General features: G+C 65.4%; 20 protein-coding genes. 13 read left to right on the forward strand and 7 right to left on the reverse strand.

Features of this window, described 5'->3' with window-relative positions:
- The first annotated feature begins 7 nt into the window (after positions 1-7).
- The 4 genes from ASC89_RS09620 to ASC89_RS09635 all read left to right on the forward strand — a co-directional run bounded on the left by ASC89_RS09620 (position 8) and on the right by ASC89_RS09635 (position 5894).
- Positions 8-1351, forward strand: coding sequence for a dihydroorotase family protein (locus tag ASC89_RS09620; protein WP_055997105.1), 1344 nt, complete (start codon positions 8-10; stop codon positions 1349-1351).
- A gap of 172 nt (positions 1352-1523) precedes the next feature.
- Entirely contained in the window at positions 1524-2786 is a 1263-nt protein-coding gene (locus ASC89_RS09625) for a Zn-dependent hydrolase (protein WP_055997108.1), read from the forward strand.
- A 119-nt stretch (positions 2787-2905) separates the two neighbouring features.
- A complete protein-coding gene (locus tag ASC89_RS09630) occupies positions 2906-4033 on the forward strand; it encodes a DUF917 family protein (RefSeq protein ID WP_055997111.1) in 1128 nt (375 codons plus the stop codon).
- 193 nt (positions 4034-4226) lie between these two features.
- Complete coding sequence (locus ASC89_RS09635) at positions 4227-5894, forward strand: urocanate hydratase (RefSeq protein WP_055997114.1); 1668 nt, start codon at positions 4227-4229, stop codon at positions 5892-5894.
- A 181-nt stretch (positions 5895-6075) separates the two neighbouring features.
- Here ASC89_RS09635 and ASC89_RS09640 read toward each other — a convergent pair whose 3' ends face one another.
- From ASC89_RS09640 to ASC89_RS09665, 6 genes are all read right to left on the reverse strand, one after another.
- Complete coding sequence (locus tag ASC89_RS09640) at positions 6076-7917, reverse strand: extracellular solute-binding protein (RefSeq protein WP_244488431.1); 1842 nt, start codon at positions 7915-7917, stop codon at positions 6076-6078.
- 67 nt (positions 7918-7984) lie between these two features.
- Entirely contained in the window at positions 7985-9613 is a 1629-nt protein-coding gene (locus ASC89_RS09645) for an ABC transporter ATP-binding protein (protein WP_055997120.1), read from the reverse strand.
- A complete protein-coding gene (locus ASC89_RS09650) occupies positions 9610-10785 on the reverse strand; it encodes an ABC transporter permease (protein ID WP_082528434.1) in 1176 nt (391 codons plus the stop codon). Before ASC89_RS09650 ends, ASC89_RS09645 begins: the two co-directional genes overlap by 4 nt.
- Entirely contained in the window at positions 10785-11894 is a 1110-nt protein-coding gene (locus tag ASC89_RS09655; RefSeq protein WP_055997123.1) for a microcin C ABC transporter permease YejB, read from the reverse strand. The genes ASC89_RS09650 and ASC89_RS09655 overlap by 1 nt, the downstream gene beginning before the upstream one ends.
- A gap of 85 nt (positions 11895-11979) precedes the next feature.
- The gene (locus ASC89_RS09660; RefSeq protein ID WP_055997126.1) at positions 11980-12834 is read right to left on the reverse strand and encodes a sugar phosphate isomerase/epimerase; all 855 of its coding nucleotides are present in this window, start codon (positions 12832-12834) and stop codon (positions 11980-11982) included.
- On the reverse strand, positions 12834-13691 hold the full coding sequence (locus ASC89_RS09665; RefSeq protein WP_055885196.1) for an NAD(P)-dependent oxidoreductase: 858 nt from the start codon (positions 13689-13691) through the stop codon (positions 12834-12836). The genes ASC89_RS09660 and ASC89_RS09665 overlap by 1 nt, the downstream gene beginning before the upstream one ends.
- Before the next feature lie 317 nt (positions 13692-14008).
- Between ASC89_RS09665 and ASC89_RS28455 the strand changes: the two genes are divergently transcribed.
- From ASC89_RS28455 to ASC89_RS09700, 7 genes are all read left to right on the forward strand, one after another.
- Positions 14009-14422 (forward strand): hypothetical protein, encoded by a 414-nt coding sequence (locus ASC89_RS28455; protein WP_156384561.1) that lies wholly within the window; start codon positions 14009-14011, stop codon positions 14420-14422.
- Between the two features lie 164 nt (positions 14423-14586).
- Positions 14587-15000, forward strand: a complete 414-nt coding sequence (locus ASC89_RS09675) for a hypothetical protein (RefSeq protein ID WP_055885202.1) — start codon at positions 14587-14589, stop codon at positions 14998-15000.
- A gap of 104 nt (positions 15001-15104) precedes the next feature.
- The gene (locus ASC89_RS09680) at positions 15105-15473 is read left to right on the forward strand and encodes a hypothetical protein (RefSeq protein WP_055885205.1); all 369 of its coding nucleotides are present in this window, start codon (positions 15105-15107) and stop codon (positions 15471-15473) included.
- Positions 15474-15646: 173 nt separating this feature from the next.
- Entirely contained in the window at positions 15647-16258 is a 612-nt protein-coding gene (locus tag ASC89_RS09685) for a hypothetical protein (RefSeq protein ID WP_055997129.1), read from the forward strand.
- Positions 16259-16439: 181 nt separating this feature from the next.
- Positions 16440-16781, forward strand: coding sequence for an SH3 domain-containing protein (locus ASC89_RS09690; RefSeq protein ID WP_055885210.1), 342 nt, complete (start codon positions 16440-16442; stop codon positions 16779-16781).
- Between the two features lie 166 nt (positions 16782-16947).
- Positions 16948-17943: an asparaginase gene (locus tag ASC89_RS09695; protein WP_055997132.1), complete on the forward strand. Its 996-nt coding sequence runs from the start codon at positions 16948-16950 to the stop codon at positions 17941-17943.
- 58 nt (positions 17944-18001) lie between these two features.
- Entirely contained in the window at positions 18002-18793 is a 792-nt protein-coding gene (locus ASC89_RS09700; protein ID WP_055997136.1) for a hypothetical protein, read from the forward strand.
- Here ASC89_RS09700 and ASC89_RS09705 read toward each other — a convergent pair.
- Positions 18790-20121 carry a TIGR03808 family TAT-translocated repetitive protein gene (locus ASC89_RS09705; protein ID WP_082533270.1) on the reverse strand — a complete coding sequence of 444 codons (1332 nt, stop codon included), beginning with the start codon at positions 20119-20121 and terminating at the stop codon, positions 18790-18792. The genes ASC89_RS09700 and ASC89_RS09705 overlap by 4 nt on opposite strands.
- Before the next feature lie 235 nt (positions 20122-20356).
- Here ASC89_RS09705 and ASC89_RS09710 point away from each other — a divergent pair, with 235 nt between their 5' ends.
- Positions 20357-21874 (forward strand): helicase HerA-like domain-containing protein, encoded by a 1518-nt coding sequence (locus ASC89_RS09710; protein ID WP_055885223.1) that lies wholly within the window; start codon positions 20357-20359, stop codon positions 21872-21874.
- A complete protein-coding gene (locus tag ASC89_RS09715) occupies positions 21864-22430 on the forward strand; it encodes a hypothetical protein (protein WP_055885226.1) in 567 nt (188 codons plus the stop codon). Before ASC89_RS09710 ends, ASC89_RS09715 begins: the two co-directional genes overlap by 11 nt.
- Positions 22431-22515: the final 85 nt, after the last annotated feature.

The raw sequence follows: 22515 nt of genomic DNA on the forward strand, positions 1-22515 counted from the left end.
AGCCAACATGTCCGATTTCGATCTCGTCCTCGCCGGCACGGTGGTGCTGCCATCCATGGTGGTCGAGGATGGCTATGTGGCGGTGCGCGACGGCAAGGTGGTGCATGTCGGCGAGGGGACGCCGCCGCACGCGCATGAGCGGCATTTGCTCGGCAAAGCGCTGATCCTGCCCGGTGCCATCGACGCGCAGACCCACTCCTTGAGCCAGAGAGGTCAGGAAGATTTCATCTGGTCGACCCGCTCGGCCGCGGCCGGCGGGGTGACCACCATTGTCGACATGCCCTATGACGAGGGCAACCTCGTCTGCTCCGCCGAGGCGGTGCGGATCAAGGTGGCGCATGCCGAGCCGCAGGCCCGGGTGGATTTCGCGCTCTATGGCACCATCAACCCGGAGGACGGTGCGAGCCGCATCGCCGAGCAGGCGGCAGCCGGCGTTGCGGCGTTCAAGTTCTCGACCTTCGGCACTGACCCGGTGCGCTTCCCGCGCATCTCGCCGCCGCTCCTCGCCGAGGCCTTCGCCGAGGTGGCGAAGACCGGGTTGACGGCGGGCGTCCACAACGAGGACGACGAGAGCGTCCGCGCCGCCATGGCCAAGGTGAAGGCCTTGGGCATCACCGACTGGCGGGCGCATGGCCTGAGCCGGCCGCCGCTGACCGAATTGCTGGCGACGCTGCAGATCTACGAGACCGGGGCGCAAACCGGGTGCGATGCTCATGTGGTGCACTGCTCGCTGAGCCGAGGCTATGACATCGCGGCCGACTATCGGGCGCACGGCTTCGGCGCCACCATCGAGTGCTGCATCCACTACCTGACGCTGGACGAGGAAAACGACGTCCGCCGGCTGGGCGGCAAGGCCAAGATCAACCCGCCGATCCGCCCGCGCGCCGAGGTGGAAGCGCTGTGGCGCCAGGTGGCGGCCGGCAATGTGACGCTGGTCTCGACCGATCACGTCAGCTGGTCGGAAGATCGGAAGACCAACCCGGACATGCTGGCCAATTCCTCCGGCGTGCCGGGCCTCGAGGCGATGGTGCCGCTGTTCGTCAAGGGCGCGCTGGAGCGCGGCGTGTCGCTGACCTGGGCGGCAAAGCTGATGGCGGCGAACCCGGCCAGGCACTTCCGGCTGGGGCAGAAAGGCGCGCTCGAGGCCGGCAAGGATGCCGACATCACCGTGCTGGTAGATCGACCGGTGGTCTATGACGCGGCAAGATCCGGGCACAATGTGGTGGGGTGGTCGCCGTACAACGGCATCGAGCTGCCATGGACGGTGGCCGGCACCTGGCTGCGCGGGCAGCAGGTGTTTGACGGAACCACGGTGGCCGAACCGGGGGCAGGGCGGTGGGTGCGGCCGTGAGGATCGAGCACTTTGCCACCCCCACCCAGCTTCGCTACGCGCCAACGGCGCTAGCTTCGCTACCCTCCCCACAAGGGGGAGGGAGAGGCCGGAGCCGCCCTATCGGCGAGCGTCTCCCTCCCCCTTGTGGGAAGGGATCAAGGGTGGGGGTGCCCCACGCTCGGTGCCACCAATGACCCGCAATCTCCCCACCCAGGAAGCCCGGATCGCCGAGGATATCGCGACCCTCGCCGAGATCACCGAACCGGGTCGCCCTTACACCCGCCGCGCCTTCACCCCGATGTTCCTCCGCGGCCGCGAGTGGCTCGTCCGGCGCTTCGAAGCCGCGGGCCTCGAGACCCGCATCGACGCCTCCGGCAACCTGATCGGGCGGCGGCGCGGCCGCGCCGGCAGGGGCACCATCATGCTCGGTTCACACTCCGACACCGTGCCCGATGGCGGTCGGTTCGACGGCATTGCCGGAGTATCGGCAGCGCTGGAAGTAGCGCGGGCGCTGGCCGATCAAGGCGTACAGCTGCAGCATGACCTGGAGATCGTCGATTTCCTCGCTGAGGAGGTGTCGATCTTCGGCGTTTCCTGCGTCGGCAGCCGCGGCATGGCCGGCGTACGGCCGGACAATTGGCTGGATCGCGAGGTCGACCGGTTCACTTTGCGCGAAGGGATCGCCGAGGTCGGCGGCAATCCTCAGAAAATCGAGAAGCGCGAGGACATCGCCGCCTTCCTCGAGCTGCATATCGAGCAGGGGCCGGTGCTGGAGGACGGACATCTCGATATCGGCGTGGTCACGGCGATAGCGGGGATCACGCGGATCGAACTGGTGGTGAACGGTCGCGCCGACCACGCCGGCACCACCCCGATGGGCTCGCGGCAGGATGCGCTGACCACCGCGGCACGGCTGGTGGTGGGGATCGAGGAACTGGGCACGCTGCTCAGCCAGGGCAAGTTCCATTTCGCCGCCACCGTCGGCGAGTTCTCCATCGAACCTGGGGCGGCGAACGTCGTGCCATCCAGGGCGCGATTGCTGATCGATGCGCGGGCCGAGCGGCGCGAGGATATGGAGCGGTTCATCGCCGAGCTCACGGTGCTGGTTAACGCCACGGCCGCCGCGACCGGGGTGGCGATAGAGCCGCCATTGACCATTTCCGACAATTTGCCAACGCCTTGCGACCCGTTCGTGCTTGATACGCTGGACGCGGCAGCCGTGGCCGTGGGGGCGCGCCATCGCCGCATGGCATCGGGCGCCGGGCACGACACGGCCTGGATGGCGCGGGTGACCAAGGCGGCGATGATCTTCATCCCCTGCCTCGGCGGCCGCAGCCATACGCCGGAAGAATATGCCGAAACGGCCGACGTGGCGCTGGGCGCCGCCGTGCTGCAGGAGGCGGTGAAGCGGTTGGATAGGGAATTAGTCGACCAAGATGGCAAGCGAGCTTGAAACACCCCACGGCGTCATTCCCGCGAAGGCGGGAAACCAGAGCCGCACGCTCGATGGCCGGTGGCTTCCCCTGGGTTCCCGCCTTCGCGGGAATGACGCCGGCGGTAAGGTGATCCACCGTGGGTAGAATTCTGACCGAGAAGGATGTGGAAGCCGCGGTGAAAGGCGGTTCCGTCTATGCCGCCGGCGGCGGGGGTTGGGCCGATCATGGCCGGATGCTTGGGCTTGCGGCGGTGAGCGTCGGCAAGCCCGAGCTGGTCGATATCGAAGAGCTGGAGCCGCGCGACTGGGTGGCGACTGCGGCCGCGATCGGCGCACCGGCCTCGACCACACCATGGGAGATGCGCGGCGTCGATTACGTCAAGGCCGTGAAGCTGCTCGAGAAGGCGCTGGGCGACAAGGTCCGCGGCCTGATGATCGGCCAGAACGGCAAGAGCTCGACCCTCAATGCCTGGCTGCCGAGCGCCATCCTCGGCACCAAGGTGGTCGACGCGGTGGGCGATATCCGCGCCCACCCGACCGGCGACATGGGTTCGATCGGCATGGCCGGCAGCCCCAAGAAGATGATCCAGACCGCCGTGGGCGGCAATCGCGCCGAGAACCGCTACATCGAGCTGGTGGTCAAGGGCGCAACGGCCAAGATCTCGCCGATCCTCCGTACCGCGGCCGATATGTCGGGTGGTTTCATCGCCTCCTGCCGCAACCCGCTGCGCGCCAAATATGTGCAGCGCAACGCGGCGCTTGGCGGCATCTCGCTGGCGCTGAGCCTCGGTGAGGCGATCATCGCGGCCGAGAAAAAGGGTGGCTCGGCGATAATCGACGCCATCGTCAAGGCGACCGGCGGCACCATCCTGGTGAAGGGCGCGGTGACGAAGAAGGATCTCGTCTACACCAAGGAGGCCTTCGATATCGGCCGCTTTGTGCTGGGCGAGGGCGACAAGGCCGTCACCATCCACACCATGAACGAATACATGGCGATCGACGATGCCGGCGGTAACCGGCTCGCTACCTTCCCCGATGTGATCGCCACGCTCGACGCGGCGGGCCAACCGCTGAGCGCCGGGCAGCTGCGCGAAGGCATGTTCGTCTTCGTGCTGCACGTGCCCAAGAAGGTCATCCCGCTCTCCTCCTCGGTGATCGACCCGGCGGTCTACCCGCCGGTAGAAAAGGCCATGGGGATCGAGCTGGCCAAGTACGCGCTCGACGGCGTGAAGCGGAAGAAGAAGGCTCGGAAGGGCTGGGCGTAGGCCCAATCTCGAGGTTGTGGCTCCACCCCACCCAGCTCGCTAGGCCGCGGGCGGCCAAGCTACGCTACCCTCCCCATCGAGGGGAGGGAGACGAAGGAACCGAAGCATCAGTCGGGTCTCCCTCCCACTTGTGGGGAGGGATCAAGGGTGGGGGTAGCCACACGCACCGGCGGGGCGATATTCTCCGCCCACCATGCCAAAACCCAATCCCCGCCACCCGAATTTCCCCATTCCCTCCGGTCCGGTTCTGCGCGCCAAAGGCTGGCGGCAGGAGGCGTTGCTGCGGCTGCTCGAGAACGTGCTGGCCGTCGGTGAGGACCCCGAAAAGCTGATCGTCTATGCCGCGCTCGGCAAGGCCGCGCGGAACGGGGCGGCGCATCGGCAGATTGTCGAGGCGTTGACCACGATGGACGAGGATCAGACCCTGGTCATCCAGTCGGGCAAGCCGATCGGGCTGCTGAAGACCCATGCGCAGGCGCCACTGGTGATCATGGCGAATTGCAACATCGTCGGGCAATGGGCCAAGGCCGAGGTGTTCTACGAGCTCGAGAAAAAGGGCTTGATCGCCTGGGGCGGACTGACCGCCGGGGCGTGGCAGTATATCGGCAGCCAGGGCGTCATCCAGGGCACCTACGAGATCTTCATGCGCATCGCCGAGAAGCGCTTCGGCGGTTCGCTCGCCGGGCGTTTCATTCTCACCGCCGGCATGGGCGGCATGGGTGGCGCGCAGCCGCTGGCCGGGCGCATGGCCGGCGCGGCGATCCTCGATGCCGATGTCGACCCGGCGCGCGCCGAGCGCCGCAAGGAGATCGGCTATCTTGAGGAGATCGCGCCGAACCTTGATGCGGCGCTCGAAATGATCGCCGCGGCGGTGCGCGACAAGCGGGCGCTGTCGGTGGGGCTGGTCGCCAATGCGGCCGAGGTCTATCCGGAAATCCTCCGGCGCGGCATCATCCCCGACATCGTCACCGACCAGACCAGCGCGCACGATCTCGTCTACGGCTACGTCCCCAAGGGCATGAGCCTAGACGAAGTGCGGCGGTTGCGGGTCGACGGGCAGGGCCAACTTATGGCGGCGAGCCGCGCTTCGATCGCCGACCATGTGCGGGCCATGCTGGGGTTCCAGGCGGCCGGTTCGGAAGTGTTCGACAATGGCAACCTGATCCGCACCCAGGCCAAGCAGGCCGGCGTCGAGAACGCCTTCGATATCCCGATCTTCACCGAGGCCTATCTGAGACCGCTATTCGCCCGCGCCATCGGCCCGTTCCGCTGGATGGCGCTGAGCGGGGAAGCCTCGGATATCGCGCGCATCGACGATCTGGTGCTCGAGATGTTCCCCGACAACAAGATCGTCACCAACTGGATCCGGCTGGCCCGGCAGTACGTGCCGTTCGAAGGGCTGCCGGCGCGCATCGCCTGGCTGGGGCATGGCGAACGGACCGCGCTGGCCCTGGCAGCGAACGCGCTGGTGCGGAACGGCGAGCTGAAAGCGCCGGTGGCGTTCTCGCGTGACCATCTCGATGCCGGGGCGATGGCCCACCCCAACATCATGACCGAGAACATGAAGGACGGCTCCGACGCCATAGCCGACTGGCCGCTGCTCGATGCCATGCTGCTCACCGCCTCAATGGCCGACCTGGTGGTGATCCACTCGGGCGGCGGCGGCTATGCCGGCTACATGACCTCTGCCGGCGTGACGCTGGTGGCGGATGGGACCGAGGCAGGCGACGAGAGGCTGTCGCACGCGCTGACCAATGACACCTCACTCGGCGTGATGCGCTATGCCGACGCCGGGTATGAGGAGGCGGTGGATGAGGCGGCGGTCAAGGGGATCGGGTGGTTTGATTTGAGGGGGAGCTGACCAGCTTCCGAGTTGGCGGCTCCACCCCACCCAGCTCCGCTAGGCGGCGGCGCCGCCTAGCTGCGCTGCCCTCCCCATCAAGGGGAGGGAGACGATAGAGCCGAAGCCGCAGTATGCGTCTCCCTCCCCCTTGTGGGGAGGGATCAAGGGTGGGGGTGCCCCACGCGCCAACGTCGGCGCCCTAGTTCTTCGCCGCCCCGGTCTTGGCCGCCTTGGCTTCGTCGTACCACCACACCGTCGGGAAGCCGATTGAGAACTCCGGCAGGGTTTCGGGGTGGCTGAAGCGGTCCCAGCGGGCGATGCGCGACTTGCGCAGCGTGTAGGTGGGCACGGTGTAGTGGTGGGCCAGCAGCACGCGGTCGAGCGCCCGGGTGGCGGCGATCAGCGTTTCGCGGTCGTCGGCGAAGACGATCTTGTCGATCAGTGCGTCGACGCCCTTGTCGGAAATGCCGCCATAGTTGCGGCTGTCGTTCTGCGCCGCCGAGGCCGACCCCCAGAAATCGCGCTGCTCGTTGCCCGGGGAAAGCGACTGCGCCCAGCCGGTGTACGTCATATCGAAGTCGCGATTCTGCACGCGCTCTATGAATTGCGGGGAATCCACCGAGCGGATGGTGGCGTTGATGCCGAGCCGCTTGAGATTGGTCTGGAACGCCGTGGCGATCGGCTCGATGGTCGGCCCGTTGAGCAGGATCTCGAAGCTCACCGGCGTGCCGCTGGGATCGACCAGCTGGTTGCCGTTGAGGGTGTAGCCGGCTTTCGTGAGGATCTCGTTGGCGGTGCGCAGGCTCTGCCGGAGCTTGGTCGTATCGCCGTTGACCGGGTTCTTGTACTCGGTGGTGAACACCGATGTGGGGACGAGATCCTTGACCGAGTTGAGGATCTCCAGCTCCTCCCCCTGCGGCAGGCCGGAAGACGCGAACTCGGTGCCGTAAAAGAACGAGTTGATGCGGTCGTACTGGCCGAAGAAGCGCAGCTTGTCGAGCTCCTCGAAATCGAAGGCGTAGAGCATCGCTTCGCGCAGCGCTTCGTTCTGGAACAGTGGTTTCCTGAGGTTCGGGACGAACCCGACCAGGATGCCCGAGCCGCGATAGGCGTTCTCGAACAACTCTTTGATCACCTTGCCTTCGGTGACGGCGGGGAAATCGTAGCCGCCCTGCCAGCGCAGCGCGAGGTTCTCGTCCCACCAGTCGAACTCGTCGCCCTTGAAGCCTTCGAACTCAGCGGTGGTGTCGAGGAAATACTCGTACTTGACGGTCTGGAAGTTGTTCTGACCGATGTTGAAGGGCTCCTTCAGGCCCCAGTAGTTGGGATCGCGCTCATAGGTGACCGAGGTGCCGGGGCTGAAGGCCGCCAATTTGTACGGGCCGGATCCCAACGGCGGCTCGAGGCCGGGCTTGGAGATGTCCCGCGGCTTGCCGTCGGGGCCGGCGCCCTCCCACCAGTGCTGGGGCAGGACGATCAACTGGCCCATGATGTTGGGCAGTTCGCGGTTGCCGCCCTTGTCGAAGGTGAAGGTCACTTCGCCGGGTGCGGTCACTTCGGCTTTGGTGACGTTGGCGAAGTAGTTGGCCTGGCTGGGGTTCAGGGCGATGACCTTGTTGAAGGTCCACACCACGTCCTCGGCGGTAACCGGCTCACCGTCAGCCCACTTGGCACGCGGGTTCATCCGGAAGGTGACCGAGGAGAAATCGTCGGGGTAACTGAAGGCTTCGGCGAGGTTGCCGTACTGTGTGGAGTTCTCGTCGAGCGACGGCGTGGTCAGCGTCTCGAACACCAGCCCGATGCCGTCGGCGGGTTCGCCCTGTGGCAGGATCGGGTTGAAGGTGTCGAAGCCGCCCATCGAGCTGAGCCGCACCACGCCGCCCACCGGCGCATCCGGGTTCACGTAGTCGAATTTCTCGAAGCCCGCAGGGTATTTCGGCTCGCCGATCAGCGAACCGCCATGGTGCCAGACTTTCTCCTGGGCGATCGCTGGGCTGAACGCGAGGAGCGCGGCGAGGGTAAGGGCGGCTAGCTTTTGCATGAAGGCCTCCATTCGGGGGAGAACGTGTTGTCGGAGCTTAGCGTCAGGGGCGATTGCGTCAAAACTTTCACTGCGCCACCTCGGCCGACGGCACCGCTTCGACGGCGAAGGCGGCGGCCATCAGGGCGCGGGTATAGTCGGACTGCGGCGCCGCGAAGATCTCGGCGGCCGGCCCGTGTTCCACCACCTTGCCGTTGCGCATCACCATCAGCTGGTTGGCGAGCGCCCGGACAACGCGCAGGTCATGCGAGATGAACAGATAGGTGAGGCCATGGCGCCGCTGCAGGTCGCGCAGCAGGTCGACGACCTGGGCTTGGACGCTGACGTCGAGCGCCGAGGTCGGCTCGTCGAGGACGACGAATTTCGGCTCGAGGACCATGGCGCGGGCGATGGCAACTCGCTGGCGCTGGCCGCCGGAGAACTCGTGCGGGTAGCGGTGCCGGTCGGCGGGATCGAGACCGACCTCGGTGAGGGCGCGGACCACTCGAGCGTCGCGATCGGCCGCGCTGAGTTCGCGGTGGTGGACCCCCAGACCCTCGGCGATAATCTCGGTGATCGACATGCGCGGGCTGAGCGAGCCGAACGGGTCCTGGAACACGATCTGCAGGTCTTGGCGGAGCGGCCGCATGCCGGCCCAGGAGAGCTTGTCGATGGGCCGGCCGATATAGACGATGCGGCCTTCGGACGAGACCAGCCGCAGCAGGGCGCGGCCGAGCGTGGTCTTGCCGGAGCCGGACTCGCCGACGACGCCCAGCGTCTCGCCGCGGCGAATGGTGATGTCGATGTCGTCGACCGCCTTGATGTGGCCAACGGTACGGCGCAGCAGGCCGCGCCTGATCGGGAACCAGACGCGCAGCTTCTCGGCGGAAACGATGGTCTCGGCCGCAAGATCGGTGGTCGGCGGCTCGCCCTTTGGCTCCGCGGCGAGAAGCTTCCTGGTGTACGGATGCTGCGGGTTGGCGAAGATTGCTTCAGTCGGGCCCTGTTCGACGATCCTTCCTTCGGTCATCACGTGGGTGACTGGTGCCATCTTCCGGACGATGCCGAGATCGTGGGTGATGAACAGGATCGCCATGCCGCGCTTCTTCTGCAGCGACAGCAGCAGTTCGAGAATCTGCGCCTGCACGGTGACGTCGATGGCGGTGGTGGGTTCATCCGCGATCAGCAGTTCCGGCTCGTTGGCGAGCGCCATGGCGATCATCACGCGCTGACGCTGGCCGCCGGACAGCTGGTGCGGGAAGTCATCGAGGCGGGAGGCGGGGTCGGGGATGCCGACTTCGTCGAGCAGTTCGATGGTTCGCACCCGGGCCGCGGCGCGGTTCATGCCGCGATGGATGACCAAGGCCTCGGAGACCTGCCGCGCCACGGTGTGCAACGGGTTCAGCGAGCTCATCGGCTCCTGGAAGATCATCGAGATGGCGTTACCGCGCACTGCGCGGATGCCCGCCTCGTCGGCGCCGAGCAAGTCGGTGCCTTTGAACAGGATGCGGCCGCCGGGATAGGTTGCGGCGGGGTGGGGCAGCAGCTTCAGCACCGAGAGCGCCGTGACGGATTTGCCGGAGCCACTTTCGCCGACCAGCGCCACGGTCTGGCCGGGCATGATGTCGAAGGACACGCCGCGCACGGCATGGACGATGCGATCGTCGGTCTGGAAGTCGATCTGCAGGTTGTCGACGCTGAGCAGCGGTTCGGTCATAGCCGCACCGCGAAGGTCTTGCGCGGATCGAACGCGTCGCGCACCGCCTCGCCGATGAAGACGAGGAGAATGAGGATCGCGGCGATGACCACAAAGCTGGTGATCGCAAGCCACGGGGCGAACAGGTATTCCTTGCCCTGGCTGAGGAGCTCGCCGAGCGAGGGTGAACCACTCGGCAGGCCGAAGCCGATGAAATCGAGCGCCGTCAGCGTGGTGACCGAACCGGCGACGATGAACGGCGCAAAGGTGAGGGTCGCCACGGTTGCGTTGGGCAGCAGGTGCCGTGTCATCAGCGCGATGTTCGATACGCCCAGGGCCCGCGCGGCGGCGACGTACTCGAGGTTGCGGGCGCGCAGGAACTCCGCCCGCACGATGCCGACCAACGAGGTCCACGAGAATAGCAGCAGGATGCCGAGCAATACCCAGAAGCTGGGAGTGAGAACACTGGAGATGATCAGCAGCAGATAGAGGGACGGAATGGCGCCGTAGATCTCGAGGAAGCGCTGGCCGGTGAGATCGACCCAGCCGCCGAAGAAGCCCTGGATGGCGCCGACGGTGATGCCGATAATGGACGAGAAGAAGCTGAGGATCAGGCCGAACATCACCGAGATGCGGAAGCCGTAGAGCAGCCGGGCCAGCACGTCGCGGCCCTGATCATCGGTGCCGAGCCAGTGAAAATTGCCGAGGCTGCAATTGGGATCGTCGACGCCCTGGGGAAGCAATTGGCAGCGCACCTCGACCGACTGCAACCAGGATGGAGCGGAGGGCACCGGCACGGACAGCGCATCATCGACGGTGCTGTAGGAAAAGCGGATCGGCGGCCACAGCATCCAGCCGTTGGCGTTGATCTCATCCGCGATGAACGGGTCGCGATAGTTGGTGACGGCGAAAAAGCCGCCGAACTTGGTCTCTGGATATTCGATGAGCGCCGGGAACAGCAGTTCGCCCTTGTACGAGGCCATGAGCGGCCGGTCGTTGGCGACCAGTTCGGAGCAGAGGGTCACCGCCAGCAGGATGAGGAAGACCCACAGCGACCAGACGCCGCGGCGGTTACCCTGGAATACCTTGAGCCGTCGCCGGTTGATCGGCGACAGCAGCGGCGCCGAGCGCGCCGCATCGGCGGGGGCGAAGGCGATGAGCGGCGGGCCGAGGCGTAGTCCGGTGGCGTGCATCACACCTTCCGGCTCTCGAAATCGATCCGCGGATCGATCCACATGTACATGAGGTCGGAGATCAGTCCAAGGACCAGGCCGACCAGCGAGAAGATGTAGAAGGTGGCAAAGACCACCGAATAGTCGCGGTTGATCACCGACTGGTAGCTGAGATAACCGAGCCCATCGAGCGAGAACACCGTCTCGATCAGCAGCGAGCCGCCGAAGAACGCGCCGACGAATGCGGCGGGGAAACCGGCGATCACCAGCAGCATAGCGTTGCGAAACACATGGCCGTAGAGCACCCGCTTTTCGGTGAGGCCTTTGGCGCGGGCGACGGTGACGTATTGCTTGGAAATCTCGTCGATGAACGAGTTCTTGATCAGCATGGTGGCGGTGGCGAAAGCGCCGAGCGCCATTGCGGTGATGGGCAGGGTGATGTGCCAGAGATAGTCGAGGATCTGGCTGTACCAGGGCAGGCTCGACCAGTTCTCCGAGACCAGTCCGCGCAACGGGAAGATATCGAGGAAACTGCCGCCGGCGAACAGTACGATCAACAGCACGGCGACGACGAAATCGGGCAGGGAGTAGCCAACGATGACGATGGCGGAGGTGCTGACGTCGAAGCGGCTGCCGTCCCTGACCGCCTTGGCGATGCCCAGAGGGATCGAGATGCCGTAGCTGAGCAGCGTCATCCATAGCCCGAGCGTAATCGACACCGGAAGCTTCTGGATGATCAGGTCGATGACCGGCACGCCACGCGAGTAGCTGTCGCCGAAATCGAAGCGGACGTAGTTCCACACCATGGTGAAGAAGCGCTCGAGCGGCGGCTTGTCGAAGCCGAACTGCTTTTCGATGCGGGCGAGGATCTCGGGCCGGATACCCTTTGCCCCGCGGTAGGTCGAATTCTCGTTCTGGTCGGTGGACTTGACGACGTTCTGGCCGGCGAAATCGCCCTCGGCATTGCCGATGACGCCCTCCGAGACGCTGACCGACTGGCCGCTCATCTGCGCGATATAGTTCTCGACCGGTCCGCCGGGCGCAAACTGGGTGATGACGAAAGAGACCACCAGCATCCCGAACATGGTCGGGATGATCAGCAGCAGGCGTCTCAGGATGTAGGCGCCCAATGGCGGCTCCAGTCGTCCGGGATCAGTTCAAGCTAGCAACGCAGCACTGTGGGCCGGATTGCGGCAAATCACCAAGGAGTGAATGTCACGGGCGCACCGCGAAATCGATGCCGGCGGCATCGCCGACCGCGAAGAGGCGGTCGCGCGCCACTGCATACTCCTCGCCCTTGAGGTGCTCGAGCATCAGCGGCACTTCGCGCGGCAGACGACTCAACTCGCCCAGATAAGTGCGGTAGTCGAGCACGCCCTCGCCGATCTGCACCTCGTCGAGGTGCAGTGCCGCCTGGTGATAGAGCTTGATGTCTTTGGCGTGACACGACACCACCCACTGGCCAAGCTTACTGAAGCACTCGCGGATCAGCGCGCCGTTATCGAAATACACCCGCGGCGTCATGATGAGGTTCACCGGGTCGAAATGCGCGCCGAACATCGGGCGGTCGATGGCGCGGATCAGCTCGACATAGTTGTCGACGCTGTCCGGCAGGGAATACTGCATCATCTCGAGCGCAAATTTTGCGCGGGTCGGCTTCACGGTATCAAGCAGGTAGCGCACGGTTTCGACCGAGGCGTCGAAGGCCTCGGGGCTCATGTTCTCGGCCGCTGGGGCATAGTCGGTGCCAGCCTGAAACGAGCCGATATAGCTGACAGCGCACCCGGCCCCCACAGCGTCGGCGATGGCGAGACGCTCGACCGCGTAGGCGAGGTTGGCCTTGCGCACCGCCTCATCGGGCGAGACGAGGTTACGCCAGATGCCGATCTCGGCCAGCACGATGTTCTCGGCGGCAAACGCCTGCTCGATCGCGACAAGGCGGTCGCGATCGTCGAGCCTCACCTCCGGCACATAGGCGGCGCCATAGCCGAAATCGCGATGCGCCCGGGCGAAGGCGTCGGGATCCTCGCTGCCGATGGGCAAGCCGTGCCCGCCGAGCCGGATAGCCATCAGACGTGGTTCCGCCAGCTATGCTGCGGGTTGTAGTCCAGCAGGCGGCGGGCCTTGTCGATCGACAGCAGCGTGCCGTTCTGGCTGAGTTCGCGCTTGTGCGGCACCTTGGGGAACACTTCGGCCATCAGCGACATGTTGGAACGGCTCATCACCGTATCCTGGTTGGCGATGATAAAGGCCTCGAACCCCTTGAACTCGGCCTCGATGCCGCGGCGTACCGCCTGCGCCCCATCGCGCGCGTCGATATAGCCCCAGAGGTTCCATTTCCTCAGCTTGGGGTCGGCGTCGAAGGCCGGGAACGCTTTGTAGTCTTCGACATCCATGACGTTGGAAAAGCGCAGGCCGACGATCTTCAGCTCCGGATCCCAGCGGCAGAACTGCGCCGCCATCGTCTCGTCGAGGAGCTTGCCGAGCGAATAGGCGGTTTCGGGACGGGGGAAATACTCCTCGTCGATCGGAACGTAAGGCGGCGGCGTTTCGAAGGGCAGCCCGAGCACGGTTTCGCTCGAGGCGAAGACAACGTTCTTGACCCCGGCAAGGCGGCAGGCCTCGAACACGTTGTAGCTGGTGGGCACATTGTTCGCGACGGTGCGGCTATTGGCGAACAGACCTGGCGCTGGGATCGCGGCGAGATGCACCACGGCATCGAACGGGCCGTGGCGTTCATCGACGCCGCCAAGGATCGCCTGCGCCACCTGGCCGAAATCGGTGAGGTCGATGCGGACGGTCGGGCAGATCGGGTCTTTCGGCAGCGTCTGGTCAATATTGAGGACGGAATAGCCGTTGGTCACCAGGTCCTTGAGCACCGCTCGTCCCAGCTTGCCGCTGCCGCCCGTCACCAGAACCTTGGCCATTTCCCGTCCTCCCGAAACTGATTTGCCCGAAAGCCTAGAGCGCTTTCAGGAAAAGTTGCAGACTTTTCCGGTTCGAAAGCACGACAAAAATGACCAGGAGCGTTTTTTGGCGTTTCATTGAAACGGCGAAACGCTCCGACACGGGTTGGGGCCATTCTGTCACGAGGCTGAACGCACTCGTCAGTGCCGGTTCAAAGCCGATGGCGCACTCTCCTGTCCAGCGTCAGGAGGCGGATCGCTTCATCGCGATCCCCTCGATTGGAAAAGGACTACGACGTGCGGGCCAACCCCCCGCCGCCCCACCCCAGGAGACTGAAATGACCAAGCTCGCACTTGCCGCGACATTCGCGGTTGCCATGCTGACTTCGTTCTCTGCTATTCCTGCCAATGCCCAACCAAGGGATACATGCACCGCCGGCCCCCAGTGTCCCAGCCATGGGGGCGGTAGCGACCCCTATTGCGGCGACCAGCTCGGTGTGCTGAAGCGCGTGATGCCCGCCGAAGTGCTCGGCGTCGACCGCCACTACCGTGTCTGGATCACCGAGTTCTGCACCTCCGAGACGTTGATGCGCTCTGACGGCAACGCCGCGTACCTGCGCACCGCCATCGCCAAGAACGATGTGCTCACTGACGTGCTGACCGAGCGCGGCTTCCATGCCGACGACGTCTACGCGGTCAAGATGATGGGCGACGACACCATCAACCTCTACGTCCACGATTTCGGACGCTGATCCAACTCGGCTCTGATGATGCGGTACGGGTTGGCCCGTTCCTGTCGCCAATCTGAACGGCGTCATCAGAGCCGGTTCAACGTGATGAGCCCAACTCCTGGCCATCGTACGAGCAGCAATGTCTCGCACCCCGCGGCGTTAGCCGCATTGACCAAGGAGATAAAATGCCCAAGCTCGCTCTCGCCGCGACCTTCGCCATCGCGATGCTCACTTCGTTCTCAAGCGCACCGACGCAGGCCCAGGTTCAGCTGGACACCCCATGCGGCCAGGCCAGCTGTCCTCAGGGCGGCTCCACCACCACCTCTTGCGGCAATCAGCTCGGTGCGCTGAAGCGCGTGCTGCCCGCCGAGGTGCTCGGCGTCGACAGCCATTATCGTGTCTGGGTCACCGAGTTCTGCACCTCCGCGACATTGATGCGCTCCGACGGCAATGCCGCCTATCTCCGCACCGCCATCGCCAAGAACGACGTGCTCACCGACCTGCTGGCCGAGCGCGGTTTCCATGCCGACGACGTCTACGCCGTCAAGATGATGGGCGACGACACCATCAACCTTTACGTCCACAATTTCGGACGCTGATCCAACACCTTGGTGCTAAACTGACGCCGGATCGGCCGCGGGGCCGACCGGCGTTTGTGCATTCGCGGCCCCCGGCGCCGCAGCCAACCACAGGAGACCGCCAGATGAAGAAGCTCATGCTGGGCGCTGTTACTGCCGTCGCGCTCGGCGCGTCGATGATTCCGCCCGCGCTCGCCACCGCCCTTCCGATCGAGAAGGATGACGATGTCTGCGATGACTACCTTGGCGTGCTGAAGCGCGTCACGCCGGACGACATCGCAGGCGTGACGGAGCGACAGCGAGTCTGGGTCACTGAATACTGCCCCGGCCGCTCAGTTCTGAGGACCGAGGGCAATGCCGCCTCGGTGCGGTCGGCCATCGGCGACAACGAAGCGCTGGCCGCTGCGTTGCGCCAGAAGGGCTTTTCCGCCAGTGACGTGTTCGCCGTCAAGATGATGGGCGACGACACCGTCAATCTCTACGTTCATCGCTAGACGAGTGCAGGTATTCGGCGCCCTCCGTCGGGTGCTGTTTCTATGAATGATCTCTGAATGCCCGGATCAGCGGCGGTTCAAACGCCCCGCACTATTTCCGCCGCCAACGAAGCGCTGAGCGCGACGAACGGCGGCAGGGGTGCCGCCGGGCAATCAAACTGTTGAGAGAGATCATGAAAAACCTGAAACTCATTCTGCTGGCCCTGGTGGCCACCTTCGGCCTTGCGGTCATCACTACGCTTCCCGCCCAGGCTATGAACTGCGGCGCCGGCATCGCCTGTGGCGGTGGTGGCGGTGGCGGCGGTGGTGGTGACGACACCTCCGACGGCGGCGAGCCGTTCGATCCGTTCTGCCATGTTGTCGACTGCGACGAACCGGAGATCGCCGAAGAAGGCTGTATGAAGAACTGCGACCAGCCGGACATTCCGAAGATCGCCGAGGAAGGCTGCATGAAGAACTGCCAGCCCGGCAAGCCGGGCGACGATCCGGAGATCCCGGGTAACGTGGCTGGCCTGGTGCGTTGCGATGCCCAGATCGGCGACCTCGCCAAAGTGACCGCCAAGCAGATCGGTAGCGTCAAGGGCCGCGATGCGGTGGATGTGGTGCCGGTTTGCGTCGACAAGAACCTGGTCGAGCAGCAGCTCGGCGTCGACAGCCTGCGCAGCGCCATCGCCCAGAACGACAAGATGGACAAGGCCTTGGACCAGGGCGGCTATGCTGCTGACGACGTGGTTGGCGTGATCGTCGGTCGCAGCTCGGCGGTGCTCTACGTCCACGCTCTCTGAGCGACAACCAACGACTGATTGAAGGGCGGGTACCGAGAAGGTTCCCGCCCTTTCCTTATTGCTGCCGCGACATTGCCCTGCCGATGAATGCTGTCTGAATGACGGGCTCACTAGGGGTTCAATCGGGGAAGGGCATGGTCGGGACAACAGAACGAAACCCGGCCCCCGAAAGGATGCCACGATGAACAGATCCCATGAGAAGCTGCTGGTCGCGACCCTCGCCGGTCTGATCATTGCCAGCGCCGCCGTTTTCGCCATCCAGCCCGCCATGGCCGCCGGCTATGACGTCGAGAGCCCCGCCCACATCGTCGGTGTGAAAAAGTGGGATACGCTCAATGTCCGCAAGTGGCCCGCCTCCTATTCGCAGAAGATCGGCGAGTTCGAGCCCAAGAGCTCGGTCTGGGTCGAGCGCTGCATCATCTCCCCGCAGGGCGGGGCCGACTGGTGCCTCGTCGAACAGCAGGACACCAAGGGCTGGGTGAACGCCAAGTTCCTGAAGCTGGCCTACGACTGGGACATCTGATCCCCAAGTCTCCTGCCGCGTTGCTCCAAACGGCGTGGCAGGTTCCTGTGACGACCCGACTACCCCCATGCACACGTGCCTTTGACTGACCTCCGAAACATTGACTTCACGGCCCGGACGCGTTCCCTAGGAACCTCCGGGCCTTTTTCTTTTGAAGAGCTGAGTTTTGGACGCCAATCCCATCCTTATCGAGCAGACCCGCGGCACCTTCGTCGAGAACCGGCATCGCGGCGCCTTTGTGATCTCCGACGCCGAGGGCAACGTCATCGCTGCCGCCGGCGACACTTCGCGACCGGTGTTTCCGCGCTCGGCCATCAAGTCGATGCAGGCGCTGGCCATGGTGACCTCGGGCGCCATCGACCGCTTCGGCTTGAGCGACGAGGAACTGGCGCTGGCCTGCGCTTCGCATCACGGCGAGGATGTGCATGTCGAGGGCGTGACGCATTTTCTCGATCACATCGGCCTTGCCGCCGGCGATCTCGAGTGCGGCGCGCACCAACCGAGCAACGGCAAGGCGCGCGAGGCGCTGCGGGCGCACGGGCTGGAGGCGAGCCAGTTGCACAATAACTGCTCGGGCAAGCATTCCGGCATGCTGAGCGTCGCGCGGGCGCTTGGCGTCGACACGCACGACTACGTGACGCGCGGTCATCCGGTGCAGGTGGCGGTGCGCAAGGCCGTCGAGACGGTGATCGGCGAGCCGCTGAGTGAGGACCGGTGCGGCACCGACGGCTGCTCGATCCCCACCTGGGCCGCGCCGCTCTCGGCCTTTGCCCGTGGTTTCGCCAGGATGGCGACGGGAATCGGGCTGCCGGAGGAGATCGGCAGCGCGGCGACGCGCATCTTCGACGCCGCGACCGCTCACCCTTTGCTGGTCGCCGGCACCGGCCATCTCGATACCCTGGTGATGGAGGCCTTTGGCGGCCGCGTCATGCAGAAGGGCGGCGCCGAGGGCGTGCAATGCGGCGCCATCCGCGACAAGGGCTGGGGCTACGCGCTGAAGATCGACGACGGCAACATGCTGGCGAGCCAGACGCTGGTCGCCAACCTGCTGCTGCGCTTCGCCGACCCCGACGCCGGCCAGCGCGCCGTACTGGAAAAGTTCGCCCGCCAGTTGGTGCGCAATGTCCGCGGCTTGGAGGTCGGCGAGATGCGGGCGGCCTGACCAAGGACGCGCTGCCCGGCGACGTCCAATATCCACAACAGCAGCTCCGGAGACCCGCATGCGCCGTGCCGTCGTGACTATCGTTGCCTCGACCCTGCTCTGCGGAGCGGCGCTTGCTGGACCTGCCTATGCCCCGCCGAAGGTCTCGCCGGCGAAGACCGCCGAGGTCCCGGCCGACCTGCGCGCGGCAGCGACCGAACTGCTGAAGGCGGTGGCCGCCAAGGATGTCGACGGTATCGGGAAATGGCTGGCGCCGAAGATGTCGATCGTCACGGGTACCCTCGATCTCTCGATTCCGCGCGGCACCAGGCTCGAGGGGCCGTGGGAGAGCGCCAAGTCGCAGGTCGCCGGCCTCGGCAACAGCACTGGTGGCGACTGGGACCTGCCGCCAAACGTCGATATCGGCGTGTTCCTGACCAAGATGGAGCTGGATTTCATCGGCCAGTCGCTGACCGACGGACAGCCCTGGGGCACTGACGCCGCGGTGAGGGGTGCGATCTGCACCTATGGGCTCGGAACGGTCGACCCGGCCGCGGTGAAGCGCGCGGCCAAGGCGCTGGACACGAGTGGCGACAACTTCGTCGGCGTGAAGCGCGAGATCGAGCTGTTCGAGACGATGGAAGACAGCAGCAAGTCTGTAGGCAAGCTGGTCCCCGGCCTGCTCTATGCCACCGACTACGACGCCGAGACCTCGACCGAATGGACCGCCTTCCACCTGCCGGAAGGCGGCGTCGGTTTCGGCAAAACCACCGGCGACGACTTCGACCGTCCTTACGCCTCCGGCCTCTGCTTCAAGCAGCAGGCGGCGGGCGAGTGGGCCGTAGTGGCGCAGGCCTCGACGGGGCTTTAGCCACTCACCGAGTTGTCCGCCAGCGTCACGTGCGGGTATTTCGCGGCGTCTTTCACCAGGTCTTCGACCACCACCGTGTCCCACTCGAGACCCACGATGGCGTGGTCGAGCGGAGCGTTGACGATGTTGCCGGTGATGGTGACGGGCCCGGGGGAGGGGTTTTGCACGACGCTGACACCAATGCCGGTGCTGGTGGCGTAGAGCACGTTGTCGGCGATGATCACGTCGCGCAGGAACGTGCCGCGGCCGGCGAGGATGCCGATGCCGGGGACGTTGTCGATGCTGTTGCCCGAAATGCTGGTTTCGGCCTCGGCATAGATGCCGAAGGGCCTCGTGTCCAGATTGACCTCGGAGCGCGAGCGGATGTTGCGCACGATATTGCCCGAGCAGACGGCGAGCCGCCCGCCCGAATCGAGGTTGGTGATCGAGATGCCGGCGGCGGCGCCATCGACGATGTTGTTGGAGATCACCGAACCGGAGAAGGCGAACTCCGAAAAGATCGCCACTTCGCCCGAGTTGCGGCAGACATTGCCGGTGACAGCGACATTGCTCGTCGAATTGAGCCGCACCGCAGTGAACATGCAGTCGGCGATCTGGTTGTTGGCGACGATCACGTCGTTGCAGCGGAAAACGTTGATGCCATTGCCGTTCTGGCCGTTGCCGCCATTGGTGGAGCCGATGCCGGCGATGGTGTTGCCGGTGATGACCGAGCCATCGTGGCGCGGCTTGCTGCCCCAGATCAGGAAGCCGCCATTGCCACATTTGCTGACGCGGTTGGAAACGATGTTGAGGCCGCGGCCATCGACCGAGAAGATCGCAGCGAGGGCATGGCCGGTGAAATCGCAATCCTCGATATCCGCCCCGGCATCGCGCACCGCGAGGCCGTTGGCGGCGCCGCCGATGAAGCTGCAATTGCTCAGGGTGACGTGGTCGCTGGCCTCGATTTCGACCAGTCCGCGATCGGCGCCGCTCGGCCCGCCATTGCCGCGGGTGAAGGTGAGGCCCGAGAAACTGACATGGGCGCTGCCGGCGACGCGGAACACCGGCGCATCGCCCGCCGCAGCAAGGATGGTGCCGCCGGGAATGCCTGTAATCACGACGTTGCTCGGCACCTGCAGGTTCTGCACGTAGTAGCTGCCCGAACCGAGGAACAGCGGACGGCCTTCCTCGCCGGCGCGCAGCAGCGCTTCCTGCATCGGGCCGCTCTGATCATCGAGGCTGCCCGGCACCAGGTTCAGGGTCGTCGAATCGAGCGACTGCGCCCGAACGCCGCCAGCCAGCGGCAGGGCGATGAGGCCCGCAAGAATGTGACGGCGGTTCATACGCATGAGGGGAGTGTAAGGGGGTAGGGGGGCGTTTGGGAATTGCCGATTCCGGCGCCGTCCCCAAGCTATGTGGGATTGAATCCAACCGTACCGACACCCATCGGCGCCAGGTTTCTACCCGGTGATGGGGGCCGTGCGAGCGGTCCAGCATCAAGCCGGCAACGGCCGCTTTCATTTGGCAGCCCATCCCCCCGCCGCTATAGAGTCCACAACTGGCTATCGAATCCTGTGAGGCGTCATGCTCCTTCCCGACAAGATCTATCTCGGCCAAAGCACCCGGCCGGAGTACCTGGCGCTGAAATACGGCAACCGGCACGGGCTGGTGACCGGCGCCACGGGTACCGGCAAGACGGTGACGCTGCAGTCGATCGCCGAGGGGTTCTCGGCCGCCGGCGTCCCGGTGTTTGCCGCCGATATCAAGGGTGACCTGTCGGGCATCGCCAATATGGGCAAGATGCTCGACTGGCAGGTGAAGCGCGCCGAAGAGATCGGTTTCACCGATTATGCGGCGAGCAAGTTCCCGGTGATCTTCTGGGATCTGTTCGGCCGGCAGGGCCACCCGGTGCGGACCACCATCTCCGAGATGGGCCCGCTGCTGCTGAGCCGCATCCTCGACCTCAATGACACCCAGGAAGGCGTGCTGAACATCGCCTTCAAATATGCCGACGATAACGGGCTGCTGCTGCTCGACCTGAAGGACCTGCGTGCGCTGCTGGTGGAAATCGCCAACAACGCCAAGGATATCTCGGTGCAGTACGGCAATGTCGCCTCGGCCACGGTGGGCGCGGTGCAGCGCTCGCTGCTGGTGCTGGAGCAGCAGGGCGGCGACCAGTTTTTCGGCGAGCGGGCGCTCGACATCCGCGACCTGATGCGCACCACCACCGACGGCAAGGGCTATGTTTCGATCCTCGCCGCCGACGAGCTGATGCGCGCGCCGCGGCTCTACGCGACGTTCCTGCTCTGGCTGATGTCGGAGCTGTTCGAAGTGCTGCCGGAAGTCGGCGACCCGGAAAAACCCAAGCTGGTGTTCTTCTTTGACGAAGCCCACCTGCTGTTCGACGACGCGCCCAAGGCGCTGGTCGATAAGGTGGAGCAGGTGGTCAAGCTGGTGCGCTCCAAGGGCGTCGGCGTCTATTTCGTCACCCAGAACCCGGCCGACATTCCGGACGCCGTGCTGGCGCAGCTTTCCAACCGCGTGCAGCACGCGCTCAGGGCCTATACGCCCAAGGAGCAGAAGGCGGTGCGGATGGCGGCAGAGTCGTTCCGCCCTAACCCCGACTTCTCGACCGCCGAAGTGATCACCCAGATGGGTACCGGCGAGGCGCTGGTCTCGGTGCTGGAAGATAAGGGCGTACCCTCGATCGTCGGGCGCACGCTGATCCGGCCGCCCTCAGGGCAGGTCGGGCCGCTGCTGCCGGAGGAACGGCGCACGGTGATCGCCAACTCGCCGGTGGCTGGCGTCTACGACGCGGTGGTCGATCGCGAGTCGGCCTTCGAGGTGCTGACCAAAAAGACCCAGGAGCGCCAGGCGAGCGAGGCGGAGGCCAAGCAGGCCGAGCTCGACGCCAAGCAGGCGCAGGCGGACGCCAAGGCCGCAGCGGCGCAGGAACGCGCCGAGCGCGCCGCCCAGCCGCGCCGTTCGACCCGGCAGACGCCGACCGAAGCCGCCATCACCTCGTTCAGTCGCACCATGGCGAACGGGCTCGGCAAGGCACTGCTGCGCGGCATCCTGGGTGGCCTCACCCGTGGCCGCTAACGTCGCGCAGAACCACCCGGCGCTCGCGGTCTTCGCCTCCGACAAAGGGCCGGGCGATGCCGAGCGCAGCTCGATCATGTCGCAGGCCGGCACGCTCCTGGCACGGCATGGGGCGCGGATCATCTGCCTCGCCGACGAGACGCTGGACAATATCCCGTTGATCACCAGCGCCCGCGCGGCCGGCGGCGAAGTGCTGATCGTCGCCGATGCGGCGTTCCAGGCGCCCGCCGCGCTGGCCGAAGTGCCGGTGGAGCGGATCGACGACCCAGAGGCGCGGGTGAAGCGGGTTGGCGAACTGGCGCAGGGTTTTGTCGGGCTGCCGGGCTCGCTTGCTTCGGCAGCTGCGCTCTATCGCACCTGGGTGCGAGCCGGCGCCGGCGCCGGCGGCAAGCCCGTGGTGCTGCTCAACCACCACCGCGCCTTCGAGGCGATGCGCGGCATGGCGACGGACATCCTCAGCCACTCGGTGAGCCATGCCGACCGCGTCGTGGTGTTCACCGACAATGTCGATGATCTCTGGAACAAGGTGGCCTGGGCGCTGAACGTGACGGCCTAGGGCAAGCACGCTCTCGAACCACGCTTGATGTCATCCCCTGTCTCAGGGGCAGCCTGTCTAGCGCGTTAGACGGACTGCCGCGAGC

Origin of the sequence: Devosia sp. Root413D1 (genome assembly GCF_001425235.1) — a bacterium.
Classification (GTDB): domain Bacteria; phylum Pseudomonadota; class Alphaproteobacteria; order Rhizobiales; family Devosiaceae; genus Devosia_A.